The sequence below is a fragment of the Phreatobacter sp. genome (assembly GCF_022843985.1).
Classification (GTDB): domain Bacteria; phylum Pseudomonadota; class Alphaproteobacteria; order Rhizobiales; family Phreatobacteraceae; genus Phreatobacter.
In genome coordinates this window covers 22,452-48,145 of the sequence record NZ_JALHMP010000032.1, presented here as the reverse complement: position 1 = coordinate 48,145, position 25,694 = coordinate 22,452, and the positions used below count along the sequence as shown (strand labels likewise).

The window sequence follows — 25,694 nt, the reverse complement described above, 5'->3', positions numbered from 1 at the left end:
GGCCCCCGCACCGGTCGCCGAAGCGCCGGCCGCCGCCGAGGCGCCGGCACGGTCCGCATCCGCGGAGCCGCAGTTCCGCTGGCCGGTCCGTGGCCGGGTGGTCGCCGGCTTCCGCGCCGGTTCGAACGACGGGATCAAGCTGTCGGTGCCGCAGGGCACGCCCATCAAGGCGGCCGAGGACGGCGTCGTCGCCTATGCCGGCAACGAGCTGCGCGGCTACGGCAATCTCGTCCTGGTGCGCCATGCCAACGGCTTTGTCACCGCCTATGCACACAATTCGACGATCGCTGTCCGGCGCGGCGACCAGGTGCGCCGCGGCCAGACCATCGCCGCCGCCGGCCAGACCGGCAACGTCTCCTCGCCGCAGCTGCACTTCGAGATCCGCCGCGGTGCCACTCCGGTCGATCCGATGACCTTCCTCGGCGCCAATTGAGCGTTCATTCCATTCCCCGGCAGGCTGCCGGGGCCGGGTAGTCGATCGGTCCTCTCCTGCGACCTCCAAAGGGACCGGTCTTTTCGGGGCGGCACGGCAGTGCCGCCCCATCCCGTTTCAGGGACGTCAGGGTTCGAGGCGAAGGCCCGCCCGGCCGGCATGGTCCTGGACGAATTGCCAGGCGACGCGTCCCGACCGGGAGCCCCGTGTGGTCGCCCATTCGAGCGCTTCGGCCCGCAGCTGTCCGGCTTCGGTCGTCAGGCCGAAATGATCGGCATAGCCGCTGACCATCGCCAGATATTCGTCCTGGCTGCATTTGTGGAAGCCGAGCCACAGGCCGAACCGGTCCGACAGCGAGACCTTTTCCTCGACGGCCTCGCCGGGATTGATCGATGTCGAACGCTCGTTCTCCATCATGTCGCGCGGCAGGAGATGACGGCGGTTGGACGTTGCATAGAAGATGACATTGTCGGGACGGCCTTCGATCCCGCCTTCGAGCACCGCCTTCAGCGACTTGTAGGAGGTGTCGTCGTGGTCGAAGGACAAGTCGTCGCAGAAGACGATGAAGCGATAGGCGCTGCCGCGCACCAGGCCCATCAGCTGCGGCAGGCTCTCGATGTCCTCGCGGTGGATTTCGACGAGTTTCAGGATGGCGCTCCCGCCCGCCTGCGTGAGGTCTGCGTTGACGGTCGCATGCGCCGCCTTGACGAGCGAGGACTTGCCCATGCCACGGGCGCCCCAGAGGAGGGCGTTGTTGGCTGGCAAGCTTTCGGCGAAACGGCGGGTGTTCTCGATCAGCGTGTCGCGTGCCCGGTCGATGCCGCGCAACAGGACCATCTCGACGCGGTTGACGCGCGCCACCGGATCGAGACGCGGGCCGAGCGGGTTCCACACGAAGGCGTCGGCCGCCGCGAGGTCTGCCGTCTTCGGGGCGGGCGGGGCGAGCCGCTCCAGCGCGGCGGCGATCCGGTGCAGCGCATCAAGGGTGAGGGGATCGGACAACGGCGTTTCTCCGGCGTGATTTTCCCGTCCCTTGCACCAGCCCTGCACGTGAGGCAATGAGGCCACTGGAAAGAATGTCGCGCAGGGCTTACATGGCTGCTCGCCCTCAGGTCGTGGCTTGCGCGAAGGTGTCGTTGCAATCGACGCCTTGCTGGCTATAGTCCGCGCCAAAATCCCGTCCCGTCGCGCTTCCGCGGCCGGAAATCCCCAAGAGGATGCCTCATGTTCATCACCCCGGCCTACGCTCAGACCGGTGCGGGCGGCACCAACGACATCCTGATGTCGATGCTGCCTTTCATTCTGATCTTCATCATCATGTATTTCCTGATCCTGCGCCCCCAGCAGCGCAAGGTGAAGGCGCATCAGGAAATGATCGGCGCCCTGCGCCGCGGCGACCAGGTGACGCTGTCGGGAGGCGTGATCGGCCGTATCACCAAGGTCATCGACGATTCGACCATCGAGCTCGAGATCGCTGATAATGTGCGGATTCGCGCCGCGAAGCAGTTTGTCTCCGAGTTGCGCTCGAAGAGCGAACCCGCCGACGAGAAGTGACGCATCAGGCCGCGCGAGCGGCCGGCCGCCAAGGATAACTGACCGATGCTGAGCTTCACGCGCTGGAAGGCGACACTGATTCTGATGGCCGTGTTCGCCACCATGCTGCTGGCGGCACCCAACATCATGCCGCAGTCCTGGGTGGATAAGCTCCCGCGCGCACTGCGGACGCACATGACGCTGGGCCTCGACCTGCAGGGCGGCGTCCACCTGATGTTGCAGGTCGATTCGGATGAGGTTCGCCGCACCATGCTGGAGAACCTGCGCGACGACGTGCGACGGGTGCTGCGCGACTCGCGGCTGCAGGTTCAGAATCTCGGTTTTCAGGGCAATGCGGTCGTCGTCCGCCTGCGCGAGGGCCAGAACAACGAACTCGCCCTCACCGAACTGCGCAAGCTCCCGCAGCTGATCGGCGGGGCATTCTCGACCTCCGGCCAATATGATTTCGAAGTCTCGCGACAGGGTGACAGTTTCGTCGTCAGTGCCACCGATGCCGGCATCCGCGACAAGATCTCGCGCGCCGTGACCCAGTCGATCGAGGTCGTGCGCCGGCGCATCGACCAGCTCGGCACGACCGAGCCGGTGCTCCAGCGCCAGGGCATCGATCGCATCCTTCTCCAGGTGCCCGGCGAGCGGGATCCGCAGCGGCTGAAGACGATCATCGGCCAGACGGCGAAGCTCGAATTCCGCATGGTCGACCAGTCGGTCACGCCGGAGCAGGCGCTGGCCGGGCGGCCCCCGGCCGACAGCGTCATCCTCTACGAGGAGGTGAAGGAGGGGAACCGCGTCGTCCAGCAGGTCCCCTATGTCATCCAGCGCCGCGTCATCGTCTCGGGTGAGGAACTCGTCGATGCCCAGGCGGCCTTCAACGCCCAGCAGGCCGAATGGGTGGTGAACTTCCGCTTCAATTCCTCCGGCGGCCGCAAGTTTGCCCAGGCGACGACCGAGAACGTCAACCGCCCCTTCGCCATCATCCTCGACAACAAGGTTGTTTCGGCGCCCGTCATCCGCGAGCCGATCCTCGGCGGCTCCGGTCAGATTTCCGGCCGTTTCACCGCTGAAAGCTCGGCCAATCTCGCCCTGCTGCTGCGCGCCGGTGCCTTGCCTGCGCCGCTCACCGTCGTCGAGGAGCGCACGGTCGGCGCCTCGCTCGGCCAGGATTCGATCACGTCGGGAACCCAGGCCGCCATCATCGGCTCGGTCTTCGTGCTGATCTACATCTTCGCGACCTACGGCCTCTTCGGCCTCTTCGCCAACCTCGCTGTCATCGTCAACGTGGTGATGATGTTCGGGCTCCTGAGCCTGATTGGCGCGACGCTGACCCTGCCGGGCATCGCCGGCATCGTGCTGACGGTGGGCATGGCGGTGGATTCCAACGTCCTGATCTTCGAGCGCATCCGCGAGGAGGTGCGCAGCGGTCGCAGTGTCATCGCGTCCATCGACGGCGGTTTCACCAAGGCGATGGGCACGATCATCGATGCCAACATCACCCAGCTCATCACCTGCATCATCCTCTTCTATCTGGGGACGGGGCCGGTGAAGGGTTTTGCGCTGACCCTGGGTCTCGGCATCATCACCACCATGTTCACCGCCATCACTTTCACACGCTATCTGGTCATCGTCTGGCTGCGCGTGTTCAAGCCGGCACGGATCCCGATGTGATCCGGGCGACTGGGAGAATTCCGCCGTGCGCCTGCTGAGACTGATCCCGGACGATACGTCCGTACCGTTCATGAAATTCCGGCCGTTCACCTTCGGGCTGTCGGCTTTGATTTCCATCGTCACGATCGTCGGCTTCCTGACCATCGGGCTGAATGTCGGTATTGATTTCCGGGGTGGCACCCTGGTCGAGCTGCAGACCAAACAGGGCGACGCGAATATCGCCGAACTGCGCACCCGTCTGCAGGGCGCCAATGTCGGCGATGTCCAGTTGCAGGAATTCGGCGGCCCGAACCTGGTGATGCTGCGCTATGGCGAGCAACCGGGAGGCGAGCCCGGACAGCAGGCGGCTCTCCGGCGCGTGCGTGCGCTGATCGACGCCGATTTCGAAGTGCGGCGCACCGAGGTGGTGGGCCCGACCGTCTCCGCCGAACTGGTCCAGATGTCCGTCGTCGGCGTCATCCTCTCCATCCTCGCTGTGCTGATCTATCTCTGGTTCCGGTTCGAGTGGCAGTTCGCCGTCGGCGCGATGATCGCCACGCTGCACGATGTCATGGCGATCATTGCATTTTTTGTGTTTACCCAGGCCGATTTCGACATCACATCCATCGCCGCGGTCCTGACCATCATCGGCTATTCCCTCAACGATACCGTCGTCGTTTATGACCGCATCCGCGAGATGATGCGAAAACACAAAAAGCTCCCGGTCGCCGATCTGCTCGACATCGCCATCAACTCGACGCTGTCGCGCACCACCATCACGGCAACGACCACCTTCCTGGCGCTGCTCGGACTGTTCTTCTTCGGTGGCGAGGTCATTCAGGGCTTCACCGCCTCGATGCTGGTCGGCGTCATTGTCGGCACCTATTCGTCGATCTTCATCGCGTCACCGATCCTGATCTATCTCGGCCTGCGCGAGGGCGGCTTCGGCGCCGCCCGCTCCGAACCCGGCGAGGATGGTGACGGAGCGGCCGGCAAGGCCAAGGTGTGACGTGCCGCGGGGGGAACCGCTCAAGGTTCTGCACGAGGGTTTCGTTCCCGGACGCTTCGCCATTGACGCCTATGGGCGGGGCGGCTTCCGCTTCGCCGAGATGAGCCACCGCGGCTCCATCCTCGCTCTGCCGTCGGGCGTGCATGCCTGGTCAATCGAGGAAGGTGACGCGTTCACACCCGCCGCCTTCGAAACGGTGATTGCCGAGCGCGCCGCCATCGACGTCCTTTTGCTGGGAACCGGTAGCGTGCCGCGTCCGATCGACGATTCCATCCGCTGGGTCCTGCGCGAAGCGGGAATCGGGCTCGACGTGATGCCGACGGGCGCCGCCGCGCGGACCTACAACATCATGCTGGGCGAGAATCGCCGGGTGGCGGCCGCCCTGATTGCCGTCGGGTGACGGGCCAGCCGATGGCGCCGCTCCCACCGACTGCGGCACTGGCCGTCTCCTACGCCCATTGCGACACCATGGTGCGGCAGGGCGACAAGGACCGCTGGCTCGCCGCCCTCTTCGCGCCGGCCGACAGACGCGCCGATCTGATGGCGCTCCATGCCTTCAACCTGGAGATCGCCTCCGTCCGCGAACGCGTCTCGGATCCCTTGCCCGGCGAGGTGCGGCTGCAATGGTGGCGGGACGTGCTGAACGGCGAGGGCCGGGGCGACGTCATGGCCCACCCGGTGGCGGGCGCGCTGCTCGACGTCGTCGGCCGGCACAACCTCCCGATCAAGCCGCTTCTCGACCTCATCGATGCGCGGGTCTTCGATCTCTATGACGACCCGATGCCGTCGACGGTCGATCTGGAAGGCTATTGCGGCGAGACCAGTGCCGCGCTGATGCAGATGGCGGCCCTAGTGATGGCCGAGGGCGACGACCCGCGGACTGCCGATCTCGCCGGCCATGCCGGCATCGCCTATGCCGTCACCGGCCTGGTGCGATCCGTCGGCCGGCATGCGTCGCGGGGCCAGGTCTTCATTCCCGCCGACATGCTGGCCGCCGAGGGGCTGGGCCGCGACGAGGTCGTGACGGGCCGCGACTCGCCGGCCCTGCGGCGCGTGCGGCAGGCGATGATCGCCCTGGCGCGGCGGCACCATCTGGCCGCCGCGGCGCTGGTCGGCACCGCCGACCGGCGGACCTGTGCGGCCTTCCTGCCCCTGGCGACAGTCTTGCCGCGCCTGACGCGACTGGAACGCCACCAGGACCCCTTCGCGTCGCCGCCGGATGTGCCCCAGTGGCGGTTGCAATGGGCGATGTGGCGCTGGGCCGGGCGCTTTGGGCGCGGCTGACCGGCTCAGCGGGCGTCGGCGACCTGACGGGCGATATACTCGATCTCGCCGCGCTGGAAGCCGAGATCGGCCAGGGCGCGGTCGTCGAGCTGGGTCAGTTCATCGCGGGTGCGCAGATAGACGATCTGGGCCTTGATGCGGGCGACGAGGGCGTTGAAGAGGTACAGCATGACATGAATCCTGAGGCTGACGGGGCGGCTCTGTCCCTGTCGATTGCCTGCTAGATAATCATTATGCTGCAGTTGCGAGATGATAAATTGTGCACCGCAGCTATGCGATAGGCACATGCGATCCTTAATGAATTTCAATCAGCCGAGGAGCCGGGTCGCAGCCAGACCCGCGCCGCCCGCCATCAGGGCGGCCGCTGTTACCGCGGCGAACAAGGTGCCGAAACGCCAGGCGCCGAGCAGCAGCGCATAGCCGGCCTTGGCGACGGTGTTGCTGGTCACGGCGACGATCATCGCGACCGACGCCACCTCGGCCGACAGGCCGCTGCCGAACAGGCCGGCAACCGTGATCACCGGCGCATCGACATCGGCGAGGCCGGTGATGGCCGACACGGCGACGGCACCGGGGTCGCCGAACCAGGCCGCCGCCGCGCGGGTCGCGAAGGCGATCGCCGTCAGCAGGATCGCCATCTGAAGCACCTGCTTCAGGTCGAACGGATTGGTGGCTTCGGTCGCCACATGGCCTTCGGTATCGCGTCGTGCCAGCCAGAGGGCCGCAGACGCCATGACGAGGCCCGCGGCGGCCAGGGGTACGGCGACGATCGGCAGCAGCGCCGGTGCCAGAACCAGCACGAGCAGGGCGGTGCGTCCATAGGAGACCACCCCGGCGCCGAGCGCGCCGGCGACCAGCCGGTTGGTCTCGCCGGCTCCCATCGAACGCCGGGCGTTGGTGACCGTGGTGGCCGTGGACGACAGAAGCCCTCCGACGGCGCCCGCGACGAGCTCGCCATTGCGTTCACCGAGAAGCTTCACCGCCACGTAACCGGCGAAGGAAATGGCCGCAACGAGGATCGCCAGGGTCCAGATCCGCGCCGGCGACACGCCGCCGAACGGTCCGACGGGATCGGTGGGCACCAGCGGCAGGATCACGAAGGTCATGGCGAGCAGCACGATGGCCGAGCGCAGTTCGGCAAAGGTCAGCGCCTCGACGAAACGGTGCAGTGCCTCGCGTGCTGCCAGGATCGCGACCAGCACGACACCCGCGGCTCCGGCCAGACGCATGTCGCCAAGCACGGCGAGCGCGCCGAGGACGAAAGTGACCATGCCGGCGATGACGGCGGTGACGCTATAGGACTGTTCGGCCTGGAGCTCGCGCAGCTGGAAGCGCCCGAACAGGAGGGCGAAGGCGATGAAGATCCCGACCAGGACAATGCCGGCGGGACCAGGCGCCGTACCGCGGAGCGCCAGTTCGAGTGCGCCGGCAATGCCGCCGAGCATGCCGATCAGCGTATAGGTGCGCAGTCCCGCGGTGCGCTGGCCGTCATCCTCGCCGCGATCACGCCAATGGCGTTCGGCGCCCACCAGGGCGCCAATGGCGAGGGCGACGCCCAGGCGCTCGGCGAGTTCGAGTTCGGTCATGCTCCGCGCCACCCCCTTTTCCGGTCGTCACCAGGCTGGCGTGGCCCGGTCGTCATTCCGCCGCTTCGCTCTTCATCTTCAGCGGCCGGCGGGCGAGGACTTCGGACAGGAACCGCCCGGTATGACTCCGCGTCTCCCGGGCGATGAGTTCCGGCGGACCTTCGGCCACCACCTCGCCGCCGCCGTCGCCGCCCTCCGGCCCGAGGTCGATGACCCAGTCGGCTGTCTTGATGACCTCGAGATTGTGTTCGATGACGATGACCGAATTGCCCTGGTTGACCAGTTCGTGCAGCACCTCGAGCAGTTTGGCGACATCGTGGAAATGCAGGCCGGTCGTCGGCTCGTCGAGGATGTAGAGCGTGCGCCCCGTCGAGCGCCGCGACAGTTCCTTGGACAGCTTGACCCGCTGCGCCTCGCCGCCGGACAGGGTGTTGGCCTGTTGCCCGACATGGATGTAGCCGAGACCCACCTCCGACAGGGTCTTCAGGATGTCGCGCACCCGCGGCACCGCCTTGAAGAACGCGACAGCCTCGTCGACGGTCATGTCCAGCACGTCGGCGATCGACTTGCCCTTGAAGACCACCTCCAGGGTCTCGCGGTTGTAGCGCTTGCCCTTGCAAACGTCGCAGGTGACATAGACGTCGGGCAGGAAGTGCATCTCGATCTTGATCACGCCATCGCCCTGGCAGGCCTCGCAGCGGCCGCCCTTGACGTTGAAGGAGAAGCGCCCGGGCTCGTAGCCCCGCGCCTTGGCCTCCGGCAGGCCGGCGAACCATTCGCGGATCGGCGTGAACGCGCCGGTATAGGTGGCCGGGTTCGACCGCGGCGTGCGGCCGATCGGCGACTGGTCGATGTCGATGACCTTGTCGAGATGCTCGATGCCCTCGATCCGGTCGTGCGGGGCGGGGGCCTCGCTCGCCCCGTTCAGCTTGCGCGCCACGGCATGATAGAGCGTGTCGATGAGCAGGGTCGACTTGCCGCCGCCGGAGACCCCGGTGATGCAGGTGAAAAGGCCCAGCGGGATGTCGACCGTGACATTTTTGAGGTTGTTGCCACGCGCTCCGACGATCTTGAGCGCGCGCCCCTTCTGCGGCTTGCGCCGCTTCGGCAGCGGCACGCCCAGTTCGCCGGTGAGATATTTGCCGGTCAGCGAGGCCGGATGGGCCATGATGGCGGCTGGCGTCCCCTCGGCGACGATCCGTCCGCCGTGAATGCCGGCCCCGGGACCGACATCGACCACATGGTCGGCCTGGAGGATGGCGTCCTCGTCATGCTCGACCACGATGACCGTGTTGCCGAGGTCGCGCAGCCGCTTCAGCGTGCCGAGCAGCCGCTCGTTGTCGCGCTGGTGAAGCCCGATCGACGGCTCGTCGAGCACGTAGAGCACGCCGGTGAGGCCGGAGCCGATCTGGCTTGCGAGCCGGATGCGCTGGCTCTCGCCGCCCGACAGCGTGCCGGAATTGCGGCCGAGCGTCAGATAGTCGAGGCCGACATCGATGAGGAAATGCAGGCGCTCGCGGATTTCCTTGAGGATGCGGACGGCGATCTCGTTCTGCTTGGCACTGAGTTGCTCCGGCAGGGCGGCGAACCAGGCGGCGGCGCTGCGCACCGACATCTGCGAGACCGCGCCGATATGGACCCCGCCGACGCGCACCGCCAGCGCCTCGGGCTTGAGGCGGAAGCCCGAACAGACCTTGCAGGGCGTATCGGACACATAGCGGGAAATCTCCTCCCGCGCCCAGTCGCTCTCGGTCTCCTTGAGCCGCCGCTCGAGATTGCGGACCACACCCTCGAAGGTCTTGGTGGTCTCGTAGGACCTCAGGCCATCGTCATATTTGAAGGTGACGGTCTCCTCTCCCGTACCGAACAGGATGGCATGCCGCGCTGTCTCCGGGAGCTTGGACCAGGGGACGGTGAGCGAGAAGCCGTAATGCTTTGACAGGGCGTCGAGCGTCTGGGTGTAGAAGGGCGAGGTCGAACGCGCCCAGGGGCCGATGGCGCCCTTGCGCAGCGACAGGTCCTTGTCGGGAATGACGAGATCGGGGTCGACCGTCTGTTCGACGCCGAGGCCGTCGCAGGCCGGACAGGCACCGAACGGATTGTTGAAGGAGAAGAGCCGCGGCTCGATCTCGGAAATGGTGAAGCCCGAAACCGGGCAGGCGAATTTCTCCGAGAAGAGCACCCGCATCGGCTCGCCGCCGGCGGTCTTCTGATCGGCGAATTCGATCACCGCGATGCCGTCGGCGAGTTTGAGCGCCGTCTCGAAACTGTCGGCGAGCCGCGTCGCCATGTCCGCCCGCACGACGATGCGGTCCACGACCACGTCGATGTCGTGCTTCAGTTTCTTGTCGAGCACCGGCGCATCGGCGATCTCGTAGAAGGCGCCGTCGATCTTGACCCGCTGGAAGCCCTTCTTCTGCCACTCGGCCAGTTCCTTGCGGTACTCGCCCTTGCGGCCGCGCACCGCCGGGGCGAGCAGAAAGAGCCGCGCGCCCTCGGGCAGGGCGAGGGTCTTGTCGACCATCTGGCTGACGGTCTGGCTCTCGATCGGAAGCCCCGTGGCCGGCGAATAGGGCACGCCGACGCGGGCCCAGAGCAGGCGCATGTAGTCGTAGATCTCCGTGACCGTACCGACGGTGGAGCGCGGGTTCTTCGACGTGGTCTTCTGCTCGATGGAGATGGCCGGCGACAGGCCGTCGATCTGGTCGACATCCGGCTTCTGCATCATCTCGAGGAACTGGCGGGCATAGGCCGACAGGCTCTCGACATAGCGACGCTGGCCCTCGGCATAGATCGTGTCGAAGGCGAGCGAGGACTTGCCCGAACCGGACAGGCCGGTGAAGACGACGAGGGAATCGCGCGGAATCGTCAGGTCGACGTTCTTGAGATTATGCTCGCGGGCACCGCGCACCGAGATGAACCGGGAATCGGGACGCCGCACGTCGCCACTGAACTTGTCGAACAGATCGGTCATCGCAAAGGGCTCTCGGACAGCACCACCAGACCGCGAAGCGGCTTTGGACGGCGCGACTAGCTAGGCAGCGTCACGGCAGGAATATGTCAGCAGGCGGCGCCCGCGCGCCACGCATCCGAAGTTAGAACGCATCCGGAGGAAAACCAGACCTGCCGTCAGAAAGTATGTCAGCCGTGCGCCCAACGGCCTGCTGCGCTGATCGCGTTCGGAGGCCGCCTGAGACTCTGCACCGGTGATCGCTTCGAAGGAAGCCATGCCCGCGGTCGCAGCAAGGCGCAGTCATCGAACATGACGGGAAACTACCGCACCAGCGTTGCGCTGTCAAGGACGATAATCCTATTTTCCGATCACCGTCCGGTTGCGATCCGTCCGGCACTCGGGATGAGTCCTGATGCGAACCTATGGGGTCTTGCCGGGCGACGCAAGAACAAATAAGGAACGATAGGGCCGATGACGCGAAGCTGGGGAATAGTCCCCGAATTGCCGGCCGGCACCGTGACGCGGCGTCTGGAACATGGGAAGCGTCAGGCTGGATGTGAGCGCAAGGCGCCCCGGGCCATGGCCGCGGGGAAGGGGAGAGCGACGATGGCAGGCAGCGTCAACAAGGTCATCCTGATCGGCAATCTGGGCCGTGATCCCGAGATCCGTCGGCTGAACAACGGCGAGCAGGTGTGCAACCTGCGCCTCGCCACCACCGAGACATGGCGCGACAAGGCCTCGGGCGAGCGCAAGGAGCGCACCGAGTGGCACCAGGTCGTCATCTTTAACGACAATCTGACGAAAGTGGCCGAGCAGTACCTGAAGAAGGGCTCGAAGGTCTATGTCGAGGGGCAGCTCCAGACCCGCAAATGGACGGACCAGTCGGGCGTCGAGAAATATTCGACCGAGGTGGTGTTGCAGCGGTTCCGCGGTGAAATGGTTCTCCTCGACAGCCGCGGCGGTGGCGGCGGCGGTGGCGGCGCCGACTATGGCGACGACAGCTTCGGTGGCGGCGGTGGTTTCGGCGGCGGCGCCATCGAGGGCCGTTCCGGCGGGGGGCGAGCGGAAGCGCCGCGGCGGTCCGCTGCGCCTGCAGGCGGCCGTCCGATGGACGATGACGAGATTCCGTTCTGACCGGCGGGGACAGCGTGACCGGTCCGCGTGAGGGTGCCGGGACGGCTGGGGGCTCGATCCGCCTGCGGCGGGCCGCCGCCGCGGACCTCGCTTTCGTCGTCGCCACCGAGCGCATGGACCATAACGATCTGCGCATCAGCCAATGGCCGCTGGAGCGCCATGAGGCCTGCCTGGCCGATGCCGACTACGCCTATTGGCTGGCGCTCGACGACCGGGGGATCCCGCTCGGCTACGCCATTCTCCGCGGCCTGACCGATCGCCACGGCAATATCGCGCTGCAGCGCATCTCGATCGCGACCCCCGGCCAGGGCACCGGCCGCGCCTTCCTCCTCGCACTCGCCGACTGGGCCTTCGCGGAAACGGCCTGCCACCGCTTCTGGTTCGATGTCTTCACCGACAATGCCGTCGCCCGCTCCCTCTACCGCACCGTCGGCTTCGTCGAGGAGGGGGTGCAGCGCGAGAGCATCGTCCGCGCCGACGGCCGCAGGGCGAGCCTGGCGCTCATGTCGACCCTGCGGCCGGAATGGCTGGCGTTGCGGGCGACTGCGGCGGCGAACTGACCCCCTGAACCCGTCGCCCTTGCCGCGCCTTCACGCCCGGTTTGGACGCAATGTGAAGAGAATTGACATCGGTGGCCCTCAATGTAAAAGGCATTGATATTGACGGTGGAGCCGACCATGACCCTCGCCCCGATCCTTGCAGCCTCTGTCGCTGTCCAGTTGCATGTGGTGGCGGCGCTGGCCCTGATTCCGCTGACCGCCATCCAGCTGTGGCGGCCGAAGCGCGGCGACTGGCACCGCTGGATCGGGTGGGCCTGGGTCGTCCTCATGACGGTGACGGCGGTCTCGTCGTTCTGGATCCACGGCATCAGGCTGGTCGGGCCCTTCAGCCCCATTCATGCGCTGTCGCTGTTCACACTCGCCAATCTCTATCTCGGCATCCGCGCGCGGCGGCAGGGCCGGATCACCGCCCACAAATGGCACATGATCGGCATTGCCGCCGGCTGGGCCGGGGCAGGGCTGTTCACCCTGCTGCCGGGCCGCATCATGGCCAAGGCGGTCTTCGGCGGCTGAGGCGCCGGGTCAGCCGCGCAGCGCCGCCCTGACCCCGTCCAGGACGAACTGCACCGCCAGCGCGGCGAGGATGATCCCGAGCAGGCGCGACACCACGGCATTGCCCAGCGTGCCGAGCATTGCATTGACCGTCTCCGCCATGTTGAGGCAGGCCCAGGACACCAGGATGACCACCGCCAGCACGCCGATCAGCGCCGCCATCATCACCGTGCTGCCGGCGGCCTGACCGGCGAGCAGCAGCGTCGCCGTGATGGCGCCGGGGCCCGCCAGCAGCGGAATGGCCATCGGAAAGGCCGCGACATTGACGATGTGCTCCTTGTCGATGGCCTCGCGGGCCGTCTCGCTCTTGCGGCTCGCCCTGAGGCCGAAGACCATCTCGAAGGCGATCCAGAACACCAGCAGGCCACCGGCGATGCGGAAGGCGGGCAACGAAATCCCGAGCATGCGCAGCAGCCAGTCGCCGAAGAAGGCGCAGGCCGCCAGGATCAGGAAGGCGATCAGGCAGGCGCGCCAGGCGACCTGCCGGCGCTGCGACGCCGAGAAGCCCGGGGTGACGGCCAGGAAGATCGGGACGAGCGCGATCGGCTCGACGATGACGAACAGCGTGACGAGGGCGCTGGTGATGAATTCGACGGTCATGAGCGCCCCGTTTCGATGTGCTGCGGCGGTGATTGTGGGCATTCGCGGCCCATGCCGTCCACAGTCCTGATGTCGTTGATGGCAACATGTTGAAATAACGAAGAAAACCGCGACGACGATTCCGCCTTTGGGGTTGGAGGTCGGCGCCGGAATCGGCTAGAACAGGCCATCCAGCGTGCGCCCCGCGCCCGCCCCACCGGAAGTGTTCTCTTGGCTGACGACGACGACAAGACGCCGGCGGGCGCGACGCCCACCGACCCGACCGAAATTCGCCCGATCTCGATCACCGACGAGATGCGGCGGTCCTATCTCGATTATGCGATGAGCGTCATCGTCAGCCGCGCCCTGCCGGACGCGCGCGACGGCCTGAAGCCCGTCCACCGGCGCATTCTCTACTCGATGCACGAGAACGGCTACGAGTGGAACAAGCCCTATCGCAAGTCGGCCCGCGTCGTCGGCGACGTCATCGGTAAATACCATCCCCATGGCGACCAGTCGGTCTATGACGCTCTGGTCCGCATGGCGCAGGACTTCTCCATGCGCGTCGAGCTCATCGACGGGCAGGGCAATTTCGGCTCGGTCGATGGCGATCCGCCGGCGGCCATGCGCTATACCGAGGTGCGACTCGAGAAGATCGCCGACCAGCTCGTCTCCGACCTCGACAAGCAGACCGTCGATTTCCAGGACAATTACGACAATTCCGAGCGGGAGCCGAAAGTGCTCCCCGCCAAGTTCCCCAACCTGCTGGTCAATGGCGGCGGCGGCATCGCCGTCGGCATGGCGACCAACATCCCGCCGCACAATCTCGGCGAGGTCATCGACGCCTGCATCGCGACGATCGAGCGTCCGGAGATCGAGGTCGAGGAACTGATGGACTATGTGCCGGGCCCGGACTTTCCGACGGCCGGCATCATCCTCGGCCGCACCGGCATCCGCCAGGCCTATCTGACCGGCCGCGGCTCGGTGGTCATGCGCGCCCGCACCTCGATGGAGACGGTGCGCCGCGAGCGCGAGGCCATCATCGTCACCGAGATCCCCTATCAGGTGAACAAGGCGCAGATGCTCGAGCGCCTCGCCGAACTGGTCCGCGAGAAGCGCGTCGAGGGCATCGCCGAATTCCGCGACGAGAGCGATCGCGAGGGCATGCGCATCGTCATCGAACTAAAGCGCGACGCCGTCCCCGACGTCGTGCTCAACCAGCTCTTCCGCTTCACCGCCCTGCAGCAGAGTTTCGGCTGCAATTTCGTGGCGCTGAACGGTGGCCGTCCCGAGGTGATGAACCTCAAGGACCTCATCGTCACCTTCATCGCCTTCCGCGAGGAGGTCGTCTCCCGCCGCACCAAGTTCCTGCTCGGCAAGGCCCGCGACCGCGCGCATGTCCTCTGCGGCCTCGCCATCGCCGTGGCGAATATCGACGAGATGATCCGCATCATCCGCACCTCGGCCGACCCGGCAACCGCCCGCGAGGCGCTGATGGGCCGCGACTGGGACGCCCAGGACATCGCCCCGCTGATCCGCCTCGTCGACGATCCGCGCCATCCGCTCAACGCCGACGGCACCTATCGCCTGTCCGAGACCCAGGCCCGCGCCATTCTCGACCTGCCGCTGCGCCGCCTGACAGCCCTCGGCCGCGACGAGATCGGCGACGAGCTCAAGACGCTGTCCGAGGAGATCCTCGACTATCTCGACATCCTGCGCTCGCGCGTCCGCATCATGCAGATCATCACCGACGAGCTGAAGGCGGTGCGCGACGAGTTCGCCACCCCGCGCAAGACGGAGATCGTCGACGGCATCGGCGAGTTCGAGGACGAGGACCTCATCGCCCGCGAGGACATGGTCGTCACCGTGTCCCATGCAGGTTATGTCAAGCGCGTGCCGCTCTCGACCTACCGGGCCCAGCGGCGGGGCGGCAAGGGCCGCTCCGGCATGCAGACGAAGGACGAGGATTTCGTCACCCGGCTCTTCGTCGCCAACACCCATACGCCGATCCTGTTCTTCTCCTCCAAGGGGCAGGTCTACAAGATGAAGGTCTGGCGCCTGCCGCTCGCGGCGCCCCAGGCCCGCGGCAAGGCCTTCGTCAACATCCTGCCGCTCGACCAGGACGAGCGTATCACCACCATCCTGCCGCTGCCGGAGGACGAGAGCACCTGGGGCGACCTCGACGCCATGTTCGCGACGACCCGCGGCACCGTCCGACGCAATAAGCTCTCCGATTTCGTCCAGGTGAACCGTGGCGGCAAGATCGCCATGAAGCTCGACGAGGGCGAGGGCATTGTCGGCGTCGCCGTCTGCACGGAAGCCGACGACGTGCTGCTCACCACCGCGCAGGGACAGTGCATCCGCTTCGCCGTGCCGGAGGTGCGGGTCTTCAAGGGGCGCGATTCCATGGGCGTGCGCGGCATCACCCTGGGCGATGACGACCGCATCATCTCCATGGCCATCCTGCGGCATTTCGAGGCGGTGTCCGAGGAGCGCTCGGCCTACCTGAAGATGCGTCGCGCCATTGCCGGCGAAGCCGGGGCTGGCGAGGAAACCGGCGAGGACGATGAGGCGGCGGGATCCGGCGAATTGTCGCCGGAGCGCTATGCGGCCATGTCGGCGGCCGAGCAGGTCGTCCTGACCATTTCGGAAAACGGCTACGGCAAGCGCACCTCGTCGTTCGAGTACCGCATCACCGGGCGCGGCGGCAAAGGCATCGTCGCCATGGCGGTGAACGAGCGCAACGGCCGGCTGGTCGCCTCCTTCCCCGTCGAGGACCGCGACCAGATCATGCTGGTGACCGATGGCGGGCAGCTCATCCGCTGCCCCGTGGCCGGCATCCGCGTCGCCGGGCGCGGCACCCAGGGCGTCATCGTCTTCGATACCGACGACACCGAAAAGGTCGTCTCGGTCGAACACATCTCCGACGAGGGCGAGGAGGAGGGCGACCTGCCCGAGGCCGAGATCGGGGAGGCCGGGACGGGCAAGTAAGGGGCGCAGCGGGCAGGGGGTTTGCCAGGGGTTCTGGCGTCTCTGTCCCTCATCCCTGTCCTTGCTCCGCCGGCGGGCAGAAGGCGGAGCCAGAGGTTCTTGGTCTGCCGAACGAAGCGACTCAATCCAATCGGGTCCTGAGGATCGCCAGGGCCAGGGCCTGGGCCCGCGGGACGATACTGTCGATCTCCAGATATTCCTCCACCGTGTGGGCATTGCCGCCCACCGGCCCGACGCCGCAGATCGTCGGTGTGCCGACGCTCGCCGTGAAACCGGAATCGGCACAGCCACCGGAGAACTCGCCGTCGAGGGTCGCCAGCCCGGCATCGCGCGCCGCCGCCTGGTAGGCGGAAAAGATGGCCTTGGCCTCCGGGGTCTGCACCACGGGGAGGAACTCGCCCCTGATCTCCAGTTTCGCGGTGGTACCGGCGACCGTCGGCGTGTCGATGATGCGCTGGATCGCCTTGAGCGTACGCGCCCGGTCGGCCGGTTCAATATAGCGCAGGTCGATCTGTCCCTCGGCATGGGGCGCCGTCGTGTTGACCGACTGGCCGCCCGAGACCAGACCGACATTCAGGGTGATGCCCCTGGCGAGATCGGTCAGCGCGTGAATCTGAATGATCTTGTGAGCAAGCTCGCCGATCGCACTGATGCCGCTGGTAAAATTTCCGCCGGAATGGGCCGCCTTCCCATAAACGTCGAAGCGCATGAAGACGCCGCCCTTGCGCCCCGTCGTGACATTGCCCGAGGGGCGGCCGGGCTCGGAATTGTAGACGGCGCGCGCCGCGCGGCCCTCGCGCTCGATGATCGGACGCGACGACGGCGAGGCGATTTCCTCGTCCGAGGTGATGAGGACGCGGATCGGGCAGGGCATGCCGCCGAGCGCCTTGAAGGCGGCAGCCACAAAGACGTTCATGACCAGCCCCGCCTTCATGTCGGCAACGCCGGGCCCGTAGGCACGACCGCCGGCAATGCTGAAGGGCCGTCGTGAGACCTCACCTTTAGGAAATACCGTATCCCGATGTCCCATCAGGAGAATCGGCTTCTCGTTTGAACCTGGCTCTGTGACCAGGGCATGGATCGCGTCACCGTAGACATCGTGGTGCTCGCGCCAGGCGGAGATTCCGTGCTCGGCGAAAAAGCGCTCGAACCGGGCGCCGACCGCGTCGACGCCGGTCTTGTCGTAGGAGCCGGAATCGATGTCGACGACCTCGCGCAGCAGGTCCACCATGGCGTCCTTCCGCGCCGCGAGCCAGTCGGTGATGCGGGTCTCGGTCGATGCGGTCATGACGGCCTCGGCAAGCGGATGGGCGGGGCCGACACTTTTCCAGCTTGCGGCGCCACGTGGCAACTGATCCGCCGCATGCGGCCCATGAACGCCGGGCACGGGTCGCCGCTTCGCTTGCGCCGGCCCCCCGGCTTCGCTAAGCCTCGCCGGTCCTGTTGCGGCGGAGCCCCATGACGAAACGCATCGCGCTCTACACGGGGTCGTTCGATCCGGTCACCAACGGCCATCTCGACGTCATCCGTCATGCCTGCCGCCTGGCCGATGAGCTCGTGGTCGGTGTCGGCGTGCATCCTGGCAAGGCGCCGATGTTCTCCGCAGAGGAGCGCCTGGCTCTGCTCGCGACGGTCTGTGCCCCGATCGCCGCGGCCGAGAACTGCGCCTTCCGCACCATCACCTTCGACGACCTCGCGGTCTGGGCCGCCCAGCGTGTCGGCGCCAGCCTCTTCATCCGCGGCCTGCGCGACGGCACAGACCTCGATTACGAGATGCAGATGGCCGGCATGAATGCGGCGATGGCGCCGGGCGTGCAGACGATCTTTCTGCCGGCCTCGCCCACGGTCCGCCCCATCACCGCCACGCTCGTCCGCCAGATCGCATCCATGGGAGGCGACGTGACCTCCTTCGTGCCCCCTGCCGTGGCCGAGGCGCTTGGTGCCAAGGTCCAGCGCCGCGCCTGACCGCGCGCGGTCCCGTTCCAACCGGAGAGACGTCCCTTGAAGCGCCGCACCTTCCTCGCCAGCTCGCTGGCCCTTGCCGCCGCCGCTCCCGCCGCCGCCCAGGCCATCCGCCTGCCTGCCGGCGCGGACCCTGAAAACACGCTCGTCATCGAACTGAAGGACGGCCCGGTCATCATCCGCCTGCGGCCCGATCTGGCGCCGCGCCACGTCGAGCGGATCAAGACGCTCGCCCGCCAGGGCTTCTATGACGGCATCGTCTTCCATCGGGTGATCGAGGGCTTCATGGCCCAGACCGGCGACCCCCAGGGCACCGGCATGGGTGGCTCGTCGCTGCCCAATGTCCAGGCGGAGTTTTCGCGGGAACCCTTCGTGCGCGGCACCCTTGGCATGGCCCGGTCGCAGAGCCCGAACTCGGCCAATTCGCAGTTCTTCATCATGTTCGCCGAGGGCTCCTTCCTCAACGGCCAGTACACGGTCTTCGGCAATGTCGTCTCCGGCATGGAGGCGGTCGACAAGATCAAGCGCGGCAATCCGTCCGCCAACGGCACCGTGACGCAGCCGGACCGCATGGTCCGCGTCCGCGTCGCCGCCGATAGCCGCTGAATTCCTTCCCGCATACCAACACAGGAGGCCTGGATGGCCCTGGACGCAGAAAACACTATGATCCTCGAGACGACCAAGGGTCGTGTCGTCATCGCCATGCGGCCGGATCTGGCCCCCGGCCATGTCGACCACATCAAGAAGCTGGTCCGCGAGGGCTTCTATGACGGGATCGTCTTCCACCGCGTCATCGACGGTTTCATGGCCCAGACCGGTTGCCCGCAGGGCACCGGCACCGGCGGCTCAAAATATCCGGACCTGAAGGCCGAGTTCAATGCCGAGCCGCATGTCCGCGGCACGACCTCCATGGCGCGGGCGCAGAACCCGAATTCGGCCAATTCGCAGTTCTTCATCTGCTTCGACGACGCCCGCTTCCTCGACCGGCAGTATACCGTCTGGGGCAAGGTCGTGGACGGCATGGACAATGTCGACGGGATCAAGCGTGGCGAGCCGGTGCGCGATCCCGACAAGATCGTCGTCGCCAAGATCGCGGCGGACGATGCCGCCACCTATGGCGAGATCATCGCCAAGCTCTGATTTCCCATGGTAGGGACGCGGCGCCCGGAGCGATCCGGGCGCCGTTTTCTTTGGCAGGAGCCCGCCGACCCGATGCGCGTCGACCTTTTCGACTTCGACCTTCCGGCCGAGCGGATCGCGCTCCGTCCGGCAAGCCCGCGCGATGCCGCGCGGCTGATGGTGGTCGGACCGGGGCCGACCGGGGCGGACCGGATCGTCCGCGACCTGCCGGACATCCTGCGCCCCGGCGACGCGCTTGTCTTCAACGACACCCGCGTCATCCCCGCCCAGCTCGACGGCATCCGCGAGCGGGCAGGGCAGGTCGCCTCGGTTTCCGCCACCCTGCACCGTCGCCTGGCGCCCGATCGCTGGCTCGCTTTCGTCCGGGGCGCGAAGAAGCTGCAGGCGGGAGACCGGCTCCGCTTCGGCGCTGCTGCTGGCACCTGCCTGCTGGCGGGCCTCGATGCGACCGTCATCAGCAAGGACGATGACGGCGTGGTCTTCGCCTTCGATCTCGCCGGCGCCGATCTCGACGCCGCCATCGCCGGTATCGGCCATATCCCTTTGCCGCCCTATATCGCCTCGAAGCGGCCGGAGGATGCGCAGGACCGCGCCGACTACCAGACGGTCTATGCCCGGGACGAGGGCTCGGTCGCCGCGCCGACCGCCGGGCTGCACTTCACGCCGGAGCTTCTCGACCGGCTCAAGGCGCGCGGGATTGGCCTGCACTTCCTCACCCTCCATGTCGGCGCCGGCACCTTCCTTCCCGTGAAGAGCGAGGACACGGCCGATCACCGGATGCACCCCGAATATGGACTGGTAACGGCCGCGACCGCCGCCGCGCTTAACGGCGTCCGCGCCGCCGGCTGCCGGATCGTCGCGGTCGGGACGACGTCGCTGCGGCTGCTCGAAAGCGCCGCGGCGGAGGACGGCACGATCCATCCCTTCGCCGCCGAGACCTCCATCTTCATCACGCCGGGTTACCGCTTCCGCGCCGTGGATGTGCTGATGACCAATTTCCACCTGCCGCGCTCGACCCTCTTCATGCTGGTCTCGGCCTTTGCCGGGCTCGACACGATGAAGGCGGCCTATGCGCGCGCCATCGCCTCGGGCTACCGCTTCTATTCCTATGGCGACGGCTCGCTTCTTTTCCGCGAGGATGCGCGATGACCGGCTTCTCCTTCGCCATCGCCGCCCGCGACGGCGCCGCCCGCACCGGCGTCGTGAACACCCCGCGCGGGGCGATCCGCACGCCCGCCTTCATGCCGGTCGGCACCCAGGCCACCGTCAAGGGCATGTACATGGATCAGGTCAGGGCGCTCGGCGCCGACGTGATCCTCGGCAACACCTATCACCTCATGCTGCGCCCGGGTGCCGAGCGGATCGCCAAGCTCGGCGGCCTGCACCGGTTTGGCGGCTGGACCGGGCCGATCCTGACCGATTCCGGCGGCTTCCAGGTCATGTCGCTGGCGAAGCTCCGCAAGCTCACCGAACAGGGCGTGACCTTCGCCAGTCATGTCGACGGCTCGCGCTTCGAGCTGACGCCGGAGCGCTCGGTCGAGATCCAGGGCCTGCTCGGCGCCGATATCCAGATGCAGCTCGACGAATGCGTGGCGCTGCCCAATGCGCGGGAGGCCATCGACAAGGCCATGCAGCTGTCGCTGCGCTGGGCCGAGCGCTCGAAGCGCGCCTTCGAGGCGCAGCCGCCGGGCCGGGCGCTGTTCGGCATCGTCCAGGGCGGAGACCAGCCGGATCTGCGCGTCGCCAGCGCCAGAGCCCTCGCGGCCATGGACTTCCCCGGCTATTCCATCGGCGGCCTTGCGGTCGGCGAGCCCCAGGACGTGATGCTCGCCATGATCGAGGCGGTGATGCCGCACCTGCCCGACGAGAAACCGCACTATCTGATGGGCGTCGGCACCCCCGATGATCTCCTCGCCGCCGTCGCCCGGGGCATCGACATGTTCGACTGCGTCATGCCGACCCGGAACGGCCGCCACGGCCAGGCCTTCACGCGCTTCGGCAAGGTCAATTTCCGCAATGCCCGCCACGCCGAGGATCCGCGGCCGCTGGACGGGACCTCGTCCTGCCCCGCGGCGCGCGACTATTCGCGGGCCTATCTGCACCACCTGGTGCGCACCGAGGAGATGCTGGGTGCGATGCTGATCACCTGGATCAACCTCGCCTATTACCAGGAGCTGATGGCCGGTGCCCGCGCCGCCATCGCGGCGGGGCGCTACGGCGACTACATGGCCGAGGTGCGGGATGGCTGGGCGCGTGGCGACATCGCCCCGTGGCAGGGCTGACCGGCTCCGTCAGACGATTTTGAAATCCGAGGGTTTCCACGGCATTTTCGGATAGCGCGGATCCATCGCCTCCAGCGTATCGCGGACGATGGCCGCGACAATGGCGTTGCGCGCCCATTTGCGGTCCGCCGGCACGATATGCCAGGGCGCGTGGGTCGTCGAACAGCGGGAGAGCGCGGTCTCGTAGGCCTTTTGGTAGGCCCCCCAGAGCTTGCGGTCTTCCAGGTCGCCGGCGTTGAACTTCCAGTTCTTTCCGGGGTCGTCGAGCCGCTCCTGCAACCGCTCGGCCTGCTCATCCTTCGAGATGTGCAGCATGAATTTCAGGATCACGGTGCCGTTCTCCGTCAGCAGGCGCTCGAAATCGTTGATCTGGTCGTAGCGGGCTTCGATCACGTCCTTGGGCGCCAGGTTGCGCACCCGGCCCACGAGCACGTCCTCATAATGCGACCGGTTGAAGAGGCCGATCGTGCCGCGCCGCGGCGCCGCCTTGTGCACCCGCCAGAGGAAATCATGCGCCAGTTCCTCCTCGCTCGGACGCTTGAAGGCGGTGACGGTCACGCCGAGCGGCCCGGTGGCGTTGAAGACGCCGCGGATCGTCCCGTCCTTGCCCGACGTATCGGTGCCTTGCAGCACCACGAGCAGCGCGCGCTTGCCCTCGCCATAGAGCCGGTCCTGCAGGCGGTCGATCGCTATCGCGTCCTCGTTCAGGCGGGCGCGCACTTTGTCCTCATCTCCGAGGAAGTCGACCTGACGCGGATCGATGGCACCGAGATCCACGGCGGTGCCGGGCGTGACGACAAGGTGGCTGAGATGTTTCGGGCAGGAATGCGACATGGGCCACCGGTGAGGGGGAGGGGACGCATTGATCCCCTGTCCCGGCCAGGAGCGCAAGCGCGCGCCGGGTGCATCCAGAACGGGTCTTGCCCGTGTTCCCGCCATGACGCGCCGGTGCGCGACAGGGAGAGGCACATGCGGACGACCATCATCACCGCCGTAACGATGACGGCTCTGGCCATCGGCACCGCCCTGGCGGCGGAGGACTATGTCACCTGGCCGTTGCTGCGTGACCCCTTTCCCAGCACGGCCGGCGGCGGAATCATGATCGGCGGTTACGATCCCGTGGTTGACGGCGGCAAATGCACGACCGCCTTCACCGCCACCACGCCCGACGGCACGGTCTATCGCAATCGGGTGGAGTTCGACGCCGTGCCCACCGCCGGCGGCATCCTCTGCGCCAACGGCCGCTGGCGGTCCGAGGACGGCAGCGCCACGGGCACCACGCCCTTTCGGGTCTTCATCAGGGACGGGGTCAGGCGCATGGCGATGGAATGACCATCAGGCGCGTTCGATCCTGATCCGCCGCCGGCGCCTTTGGATCGGCGCAATGACGGCCCGCCCGCCGAGCCAGCCGACGAGGAAGCCGATGACGGTGGTCAGAATACCCTCCGTCGTCACCGGCACCGCCGGCTCGAAGTTCTGCGCGGCACGGCGAGCGATCTCCGGCTCATAGCTGCGGGCGAAGGTGGCGAGGCGCCAGACGGGGCCGGCCTCCTGATAGGACTGAAGCTGTCGTTCCAGACGGGCTGCGCGGGCCGCATCATCGCGGATCTGCTGGCCGCGCTGCCGCACGAACATATCGGAACTGGCGAGGAGCCGGTCGAGCCCGGCATCGCGATCGAGCTGCATGCGTGCGGCATCAGCATCGAAGTCCTGGATGATCCGGTTGAGTTCGTCCACCGCGCCGCCCGGTCTCTGGCGATACTGCTGGGCGAATTCAGGCAGCTGCGATGCAACGACGCCGAGCACCAGGGCCAGGAAGAAGACGATTCGGCGCAGGACCATGCGGGCTTCTCAGATGTTTGCCGGCCATGGCGGAGAGGGGCGCGCGCGGCACGCGCTTCCGCCGAAATTGAACAAAGTCCGCCGCCATGCGTTCCGGTTCTGCCGCCACATGCGGCCGCACGACTGCCATCGCAGCCGTCACGATCATCCAAGGAGACTCTCATGACCAGCAGACGACTGTTCTTCGGAACGATCGCGGGCCTCGCCGCCCTCGCCACGGCCGGCGGCACGTCGAGCGTCGCCCATGCGGAAACCGTGGCCTCCGTGCCGGTTGCCGGTGCCCCCATCGAGATGCAGTCCGAACAGAACCCGCGCGGCCGTGTGCTGCGCCCTCGCAGCCGCGGCGCCTACCGCCGGGATTGGCGCACCCGCCGCCAGCGGCGGCGCTACTGGCGCCGTCGTACCTATCGCCGCGGCTGGTAACAGCCCGATGCGAGGCTCGCGCCGCAAGGCGCGGGCTTCGTCAATCCCGGGCGGGCAGGGGGCTCATGCCGTCCGCCCGTATCGCGATGTCACCTGCCGTTGACTTCGCCGCGGCAATCCGCCAAACCCCCCCTCCGGATGGGCGGGTAGCTCAGCGGTAGAGCACGTGACTTTTAATCATGTGGTCGAGGGTTCGATCCCCTCCCCGCTCACCATCCGCTTCAAGTCTCCGCTGAGCCTTGCACCCTACAGCGAGAAGCCGCCATCGACGATATGGATGGCACCGGTCGTATAGGCCGCCTCGTCGGATGCCAGATAGACCGCCAGCATCGCCACTTCCTCCGCCGTGCCGAGCCGGCCGATCGGCTGGCGGTCGATGAAGGCCTTGCGCGCAGCCGCCTCCGACTGGCCGGTGGCGGTCGCCAGCGCCTTGATGCGATCGTCGAGGGAGGGCGACTGGATCGTGCCGGGGCAGATGGCATTGGAGCGGATGCCGCGGCGGATGTAGTCGATCGCCACCGACTTGGTCAGGCCGATCACCGCCGCTTTGGACGCGCCATAGGCGTAACGGTTGGCAACGCCGCGGACCGACGAGGCCCCGGAGGCGATGTTGACGATGGAGCCGGAACCCTTCTCCAGCATGCCCGGCAGGAAGGCCCGGATCGTCCGATGCATGGATTTGACGTTGAGGTCGAAGGAGCGGTCCCAGTCGGCCTCGCTCGTGTCGAGGACATTGCCGTGATGAACCCAGCCGGCGGCATTGATGAGGATGTCGATCGGCCCGGTCTTGGCCGCCAGGGCCTCGACGGCGCGGGTCGAGGTGACGTCAAGCCGCAGCTTCCTGGCCTTGGCGATGCCCTCAAGCTTGCCCTTGTCGATGTCCGTGGCGATCACCTTGGCGCCTTCGGCGACGAAAGCCGCGGCGATCGCCCGTCCGATCCCGTGACCCGCCGCGGTGACCACCGCAACCTTGCCTGCCAGCCTCTTCGCCATGCCGTCCTCCCGCCTTCGCCGTTCTCTGCGGCTCAAATCGATTGAAGTCGTGGCATGACGCCCGCGGCCCTGTCCAGCCGCCAGCTATCCGCCAAACCGTTGGGAGAGTTGCAGATCGAAGGTTCTGAGGTCGCCGAGCACGCGCTCGAGCAGGGTCGGGTCGCGCAGGCGCAGCGCGGAATCGATCACGTCGATCGCCGCGGCGATCGCATCCGCCTGCCGGCGGAACTCGCCGTTGCCGATCGGATCGAGCGCCGCGAAGGGCTCGCAGCGGCGCAGTGCGAAGCGATAAACGGCAGCCTTGGCGATGATGTCGCCCCGCGTTTCGCCACGCGCCAGGTCGGCGGGCTGCCGGCGGTGCGCCATCAGGGCCTCGATGGCCTCGCTCGATTCCTCGAGGCATTCGACCAGGCCATAGAGCCCGACGCTGCGGCGCAGCCCGACCCACTCGCGTTTGAGCGGCGCCAGTTCCTCGAGCGCGCCATCCGTCCGCCCCAGCGCCAGCACTTCCGCGGCGCGGCGCAGGCGGGCGCGCCCGCCCTCCATGACCTCGGCGAAGAGGTTGACGCGCGCGGCGATCGGCGGTGGCGCCGCGGCTGTCTGCGCGGCGGTCTCGTCCCACAAGGCGATCAGCGCCTTGAGGGACGCGGCGGCCTCTTCGGGGCGTCCGGTTCGCAGGCTGAACGTGGTGGAGCGAAAAAGCAGCTGAGCCTGGGTCAGGCCATTGATCAAGGCCGACGTCGTTCGCGCCTCGGCAGAGGACGCGCAGACGGCCA

27 protein-coding genes and 1 tRNA gene are annotated in these 25,694 nt (G+C 67.1%); 18 read left to right on the top strand and 10 right to left on the bottom strand.

What is annotated here, in order from left to right:
- Positions 1–433 (top strand): M23 family metallopeptidase (locus tag Q0C57_RS18220; RefSeq protein ID WP_296578499.1); only part of this gene is annotated, 433 nt, incomplete at its 5' end.
- A 126-nt stretch (positions 434–559) separates the two neighbouring features.
- Here Q0C57_RS18220 and Q0C57_RS18215 read toward each other — a convergent pair.
- Complete coding sequence (locus Q0C57_RS18215; RefSeq protein ID WP_296578496.1) at positions 560–1,435, bottom strand: ATP-binding protein; 876 nt, start codon at positions 1,433–1,435, stop codon at positions 560–562.
- A gap of 222 nt (positions 1,436–1,657) precedes the next feature.
- On the opposite strand from Q0C57_RS18215, the gene yajC reads away from it, so the two are divergent.
- Genes yajC through Q0C57_RS18190 form a run of 5 tightly spaced genes read left to right on the top strand, consistent with a single transcriptional unit; the run spans position 1,658 to position 5,921 of the window.
- A complete protein-coding gene (yajC, locus tag Q0C57_RS18210; protein ID WP_296578495.1) occupies positions 1,658–1,987 on the top strand; it encodes a preprotein translocase subunit YajC in 330 nt (109 codons plus the stop codon).
- A 45-nt stretch (positions 1,988–2,032) separates the two neighbouring features.
- Positions 2,033–3,649 (top strand): protein translocase subunit SecD, encoded by a 1,617-nt coding sequence (gene secD, locus Q0C57_RS18205; protein WP_296578493.1) that lies wholly within the window; start codon positions 2,033–2,035, stop codon positions 3,647–3,649.
- 25 nt (positions 3,650–3,674) lie between these two features.
- The gene (gene secF, locus Q0C57_RS18200) at positions 3,675–4,637 is read left to right on the top strand and encodes a protein translocase subunit SecF (RefSeq protein WP_296578492.1); all 963 of its coding nucleotides are present in this window, start codon (positions 3,675–3,677) and stop codon (positions 4,635–4,637) included.
- A gap of 1 nt (position 4,638) precedes the next feature.
- The gene (locus Q0C57_RS18195) at positions 4,639–5,037 is read left to right on the top strand and encodes an MTH938/NDUFAF3 family protein (RefSeq protein WP_296578489.1); all 399 of its coding nucleotides are present in this window, start codon (positions 4,639–4,641) and stop codon (positions 5,035–5,037) included.
- Between the two features lie 11 nt (positions 5,038–5,048).
- A complete protein-coding gene (locus tag Q0C57_RS18190; RefSeq protein WP_296578486.1) occupies positions 5,049–5,921 on the top strand; it encodes a phytoene/squalene synthase family protein in 873 nt (290 codons plus the stop codon).
- Positions 5,922–5,926: 5 nt separating this feature from the next.
- On the opposite strand, the gene Q0C57_RS18185 is transcribed toward Q0C57_RS18190, so the two are convergent.
- The 3 genes from Q0C57_RS18185 to uvrA form a co-directional block, all read right to left on the bottom strand.
- Complete coding sequence (locus tag Q0C57_RS18185) at positions 5,927–6,091, bottom strand: DUF1127 domain-containing protein (protein ID WP_296578483.1); 165 nt, start codon at positions 6,089–6,091, stop codon at positions 5,927–5,929.
- A 138-nt stretch (positions 6,092–6,229) separates the two neighbouring features.
- On the bottom strand, positions 6,230–7,507 hold the full coding sequence (locus tag Q0C57_RS18180) for a DUF4010 domain-containing protein (protein WP_296578480.1): 1,278 nt from the start codon (positions 7,505–7,507) through the stop codon (positions 6,230–6,232).
- Positions 7,508–7,559: 52 nt separating this feature from the next.
- Positions 7,560–10,481, bottom strand: coding sequence for an excinuclease ABC subunit UvrA (gene uvrA, locus Q0C57_RS18175; RefSeq protein ID WP_296578477.1), 2,922 nt, complete (start codon positions 10,479–10,481; stop codon positions 7,560–7,562).
- Positions 10,482–11,066: 585 nt separating this feature from the next.
- Here uvrA and ssb point away from each other — a divergent pair.
- The 3 genes from ssb (at position 11,067) to Q0C57_RS18160 (ending at position 12,667) form a co-directional block, all read left to right on the top strand.
- Positions 11,067–11,594: a single-stranded DNA-binding protein gene (gene ssb, locus Q0C57_RS18170; RefSeq protein ID WP_296578475.1), complete on the top strand. Its 528-nt coding sequence runs from the start codon at positions 11,067–11,069 to the stop codon at positions 11,592–11,594.
- 14 nt (positions 11,595–11,608) lie between these two features.
- Positions 11,609–12,154: a GNAT family protein gene (locus Q0C57_RS18165; RefSeq protein WP_296578472.1), complete on the top strand. Its 546-nt coding sequence runs from the start codon at positions 11,609–11,611 to the stop codon at positions 12,152–12,154.
- Positions 12,155–12,271: 117 nt separating this feature from the next.
- A complete protein-coding gene (locus Q0C57_RS18160; RefSeq protein WP_296578469.1) occupies positions 12,272–12,667 on the top strand; it encodes a DUF2306 domain-containing protein in 396 nt (131 codons plus the stop codon).
- A gap of 9 nt (positions 12,668–12,676) precedes the next feature.
- Here the strand turns inward: Q0C57_RS18160 and Q0C57_RS18155 are convergent, their stop codons facing one another.
- Positions 12,677–13,306, bottom strand: coding sequence for a MarC family protein (locus Q0C57_RS18155; RefSeq protein WP_296578467.1), 630 nt, complete (start codon positions 13,304–13,306; stop codon positions 12,677–12,679).
- A 210-nt stretch (positions 13,307–13,516) separates the two neighbouring features.
- Between Q0C57_RS18155 and gyrA the strand changes: the two genes are divergently transcribed.
- Entirely contained in the window at positions 13,517–16,276 is a 2,760-nt protein-coding gene (gyrA, locus tag Q0C57_RS18150) for a DNA gyrase subunit A (protein WP_296578465.1), read from the top strand.
- A 121-nt stretch (positions 16,277–16,397) separates the two neighbouring features.
- Here the strand turns inward: gyrA and Q0C57_RS18145 are convergent, their stop codons facing one another.
- Entirely contained in the window at positions 16,398–17,564 is a 1,167-nt protein-coding gene (locus tag Q0C57_RS18145; RefSeq protein ID WP_296578463.1) for a M20 family metallopeptidase, read from the bottom strand.
- Positions 17,565–17,734: 170 nt separating this feature from the next.
- Between Q0C57_RS18145 and coaD the strand changes: the two genes are divergently transcribed.
- The 5 genes from coaD (at position 17,735) to tgt (ending at position 21,660) form a co-directional block, all read left to right on the top strand.
- Positions 17,735–18,241: a pantetheine-phosphate adenylyltransferase gene (gene coaD / locus Q0C57_RS18140; RefSeq protein ID WP_296578461.1), complete on the top strand. Its 507-nt coding sequence runs from the start codon at positions 17,735–17,737 to the stop codon at positions 18,239–18,241.
- Between the two features lie 36 nt (positions 18,242–18,277).
- The gene (locus tag Q0C57_RS18135) at positions 18,278–18,844 is read left to right on the top strand and encodes a peptidylprolyl isomerase (protein WP_296578458.1); all 567 of its coding nucleotides are present in this window, start codon (positions 18,278–18,280) and stop codon (positions 18,842–18,844) included.
- Positions 18,845–18,877: 33 nt separating this feature from the next.
- Positions 18,878–19,378 carry a peptidylprolyl isomerase gene (locus tag Q0C57_RS18130; protein WP_296578456.1) on the top strand — a complete coding sequence of 167 codons (501 nt, stop codon included), beginning with the start codon at positions 18,878–18,880 and terminating at the stop codon, positions 19,376–19,378.
- A gap of 72 nt (positions 19,379–19,450) precedes the next feature.
- The gene (gene queA / locus Q0C57_RS18125) at positions 19,451–20,527 is read left to right on the top strand and encodes a tRNA preQ1(34) S-adenosylmethionine ribosyltransferase-isomerase QueA (RefSeq protein WP_296578454.1); all 1,077 of its coding nucleotides are present in this window, start codon (positions 19,451–19,453) and stop codon (positions 20,525–20,527) included.
- Entirely contained in the window at positions 20,524–21,660 is a 1,137-nt protein-coding gene (gene tgt, locus Q0C57_RS18120) for a tRNA guanosine(34) transglycosylase Tgt (RefSeq protein WP_296578451.1), read from the top strand. Before queA ends, tgt begins: the two co-directional genes overlap by 4 nt.
- 9 nt (positions 21,661–21,669) lie before the next feature.
- On the opposite strand, the gene Q0C57_RS18115 is transcribed toward tgt, so the two are convergent.
- On the bottom strand, positions 21,670–22,494 hold the full coding sequence (locus Q0C57_RS18115) for a polyphosphate kinase 2 family protein (protein ID WP_296578448.1): 825 nt from the start codon (positions 22,492–22,494) through the stop codon (positions 21,670–21,672).
- Positions 22,495–22,629: 135 nt separating this feature from the next.
- Between Q0C57_RS18115 and Q0C57_RS18110 the strand changes: the two genes are divergently transcribed.
- Positions 22,630–22,992 carry a hypothetical protein gene (locus Q0C57_RS18110; protein ID WP_296578445.1) on the top strand — a complete coding sequence of 121 codons (363 nt, stop codon included), beginning with the start codon at positions 22,630–22,632 and terminating at the stop codon, positions 22,990–22,992.
- 3 nt (positions 22,993–22,995) lie between these two features.
- On the opposite strand, the gene Q0C57_RS18105 is transcribed toward Q0C57_RS18110, so the two are convergent.
- Positions 22,996–23,502, bottom strand: a complete 507-nt coding sequence (locus Q0C57_RS18105) for a DUF2937 family protein (protein ID WP_296578442.1) — start codon at positions 23,500–23,502, stop codon at positions 22,996–22,998.
- Positions 23,503–23,664: 162 nt separating this feature from the next.
- Here Q0C57_RS18105 and Q0C57_RS18100 point away from each other — a divergent pair, with 162 nt between their 5' ends.
- Entirely contained in the window at positions 23,665–23,925 is a 261-nt protein-coding gene (locus Q0C57_RS18100) for a hypothetical protein (RefSeq protein ID WP_296578438.1), read from the top strand.
- A 140-nt stretch (positions 23,926–24,065) separates the two neighbouring features.
- Positions 24,066–24,140 (top strand) — tRNA-Lys (locus tag Q0C57_RS18095).
- 31 nt (positions 24,141–24,171) lie between these two features.
- Here Q0C57_RS18095 and Q0C57_RS18090 read toward each other — a convergent pair.
- Positions 24,172–24,918: an SDR family oxidoreductase gene (locus Q0C57_RS18090; protein WP_296578435.1), complete on the bottom strand. Its 747-nt coding sequence runs from the start codon at positions 24,916–24,918 to the stop codon at positions 24,172–24,174.
- Positions 24,919–25,002: 84 nt separating this feature from the next.
- Positions 25,003–25,650: a hypothetical protein gene (locus Q0C57_RS18085; RefSeq protein ID WP_296578432.1), complete on the bottom strand. Its 648-nt coding sequence runs from the start codon at positions 25,648–25,650 to the stop codon at positions 25,003–25,005.
- Between the last annotated feature and the right edge of the window lie 44 nt (positions 25,651–25,694).

Coding starts and splice junctions, on each gene's coding strand:
- Q0C57_RS18145 (WP_296578463.1), bottom strand. CDS start 17,564: ATGACCGCATCGACCGAGACCCGCATCACCGACTGGCTCGCGGCGCGG.
- tgt (WP_296578451.1), top strand. CDS start 20,524: ATGACCGGCTTCTCCTTCGCCATCGCCGCCCGCGACGGCGCCGCCCGC.
- Q0C57_RS18180 (WP_296578480.1), bottom strand. CDS start 7,507: ATGACCGAACTCGAACTCGCCGAGCGCCTGGGCGTCGCCCTCGCCATT.
- Q0C57_RS18190 (WP_296578486.1), top strand. CDS start 5,049: ATGGCGCCGCTCCCACCGACTGCGGCACTGGCCGTCTCCTACGCCCAT.
- coaD (WP_296578461.1), top strand. CDS start 17,735: ATGACGAAACGCATCGCGCTCTACACGGGGTCGTTCGATCCGGTCACC.
- Q0C57_RS18110 (WP_296578445.1), top strand. CDS start 22,630: ATGCGGACGACCATCATCACCGCCGTAACGATGACGGCTCTGGCCATC.
- Q0C57_RS18185 (WP_296578483.1), bottom strand. CDS start 6,091: ATGCTGTACCTCTTCAACGCCCTCGTCGCCCGCATCAAGGCCCAGATC.
- Q0C57_RS18090 (WP_296578435.1), bottom strand. CDS start 24,918: ATGGCGAAGAGGCTGGCAGGCAAGGTTGCGGTGGTCACCGCGGCGGGT.
- Q0C57_RS18100 (WP_296578438.1), top strand. CDS start 23,665: ATGACCAGCAGACGACTGTTCTTCGGAACGATCGCGGGCCTCGCCGCC.
- Q0C57_RS18105 (WP_296578442.1), bottom strand. CDS start 23,502: ATGGTCCTGCGCCGAATCGTCTTCTTCCTGGCCCTGGTGCTCGGCGTC.
- ssb (WP_296578475.1), top strand. CDS start 11,067: ATGGCAGGCAGCGTCAACAAGGTCATCCTGATCGGCAATCTGGGCCGT.
- uvrA (WP_296578477.1), bottom strand. CDS start 10,481: ATGACCGATCTGTTCGACAAGTTCAGTGGCGACGTGCGGCGTCCCGAT.
- Q0C57_RS18130 (WP_296578456.1), top strand. CDS start 18,878: ATGGCCCTGGACGCAGAAAACACTATGATCCTCGAGACGACCAAGGGT.
- yajC (WP_296578495.1), top strand. CDS start 1,658: ATGTTCATCACCCCGGCCTACGCTCAGACCGGTGCGGGCGGCACCAAC.
- Q0C57_RS18155 (WP_296578467.1), bottom strand. CDS start 13,306: ATGACCGTCGAATTCATCACCAGCGCCCTCGTCACGCTGTTCGTCATC.
- Q0C57_RS18115 (WP_296578448.1), bottom strand. CDS start 22,494: ATGTCGCATTCCTGCCCGAAACATCTCAGCCACCTTGTCGTCACGCCC.
- queA (WP_296578454.1), top strand. CDS start 19,451: ATGCGCGTCGACCTTTTCGACTTCGACCTTCCGGCCGAGCGGATCGCG.
- Q0C57_RS18160 (WP_296578469.1), top strand. CDS start 12,272: ATGACCCTCGCCCCGATCCTTGCAGCCTCTGTCGCTGTCCAGTTGCAT.
- secD (WP_296578493.1), top strand. CDS start 2,033: ATGCTGAGCTTCACGCGCTGGAAGGCGACACTGATTCTGATGGCCGTG.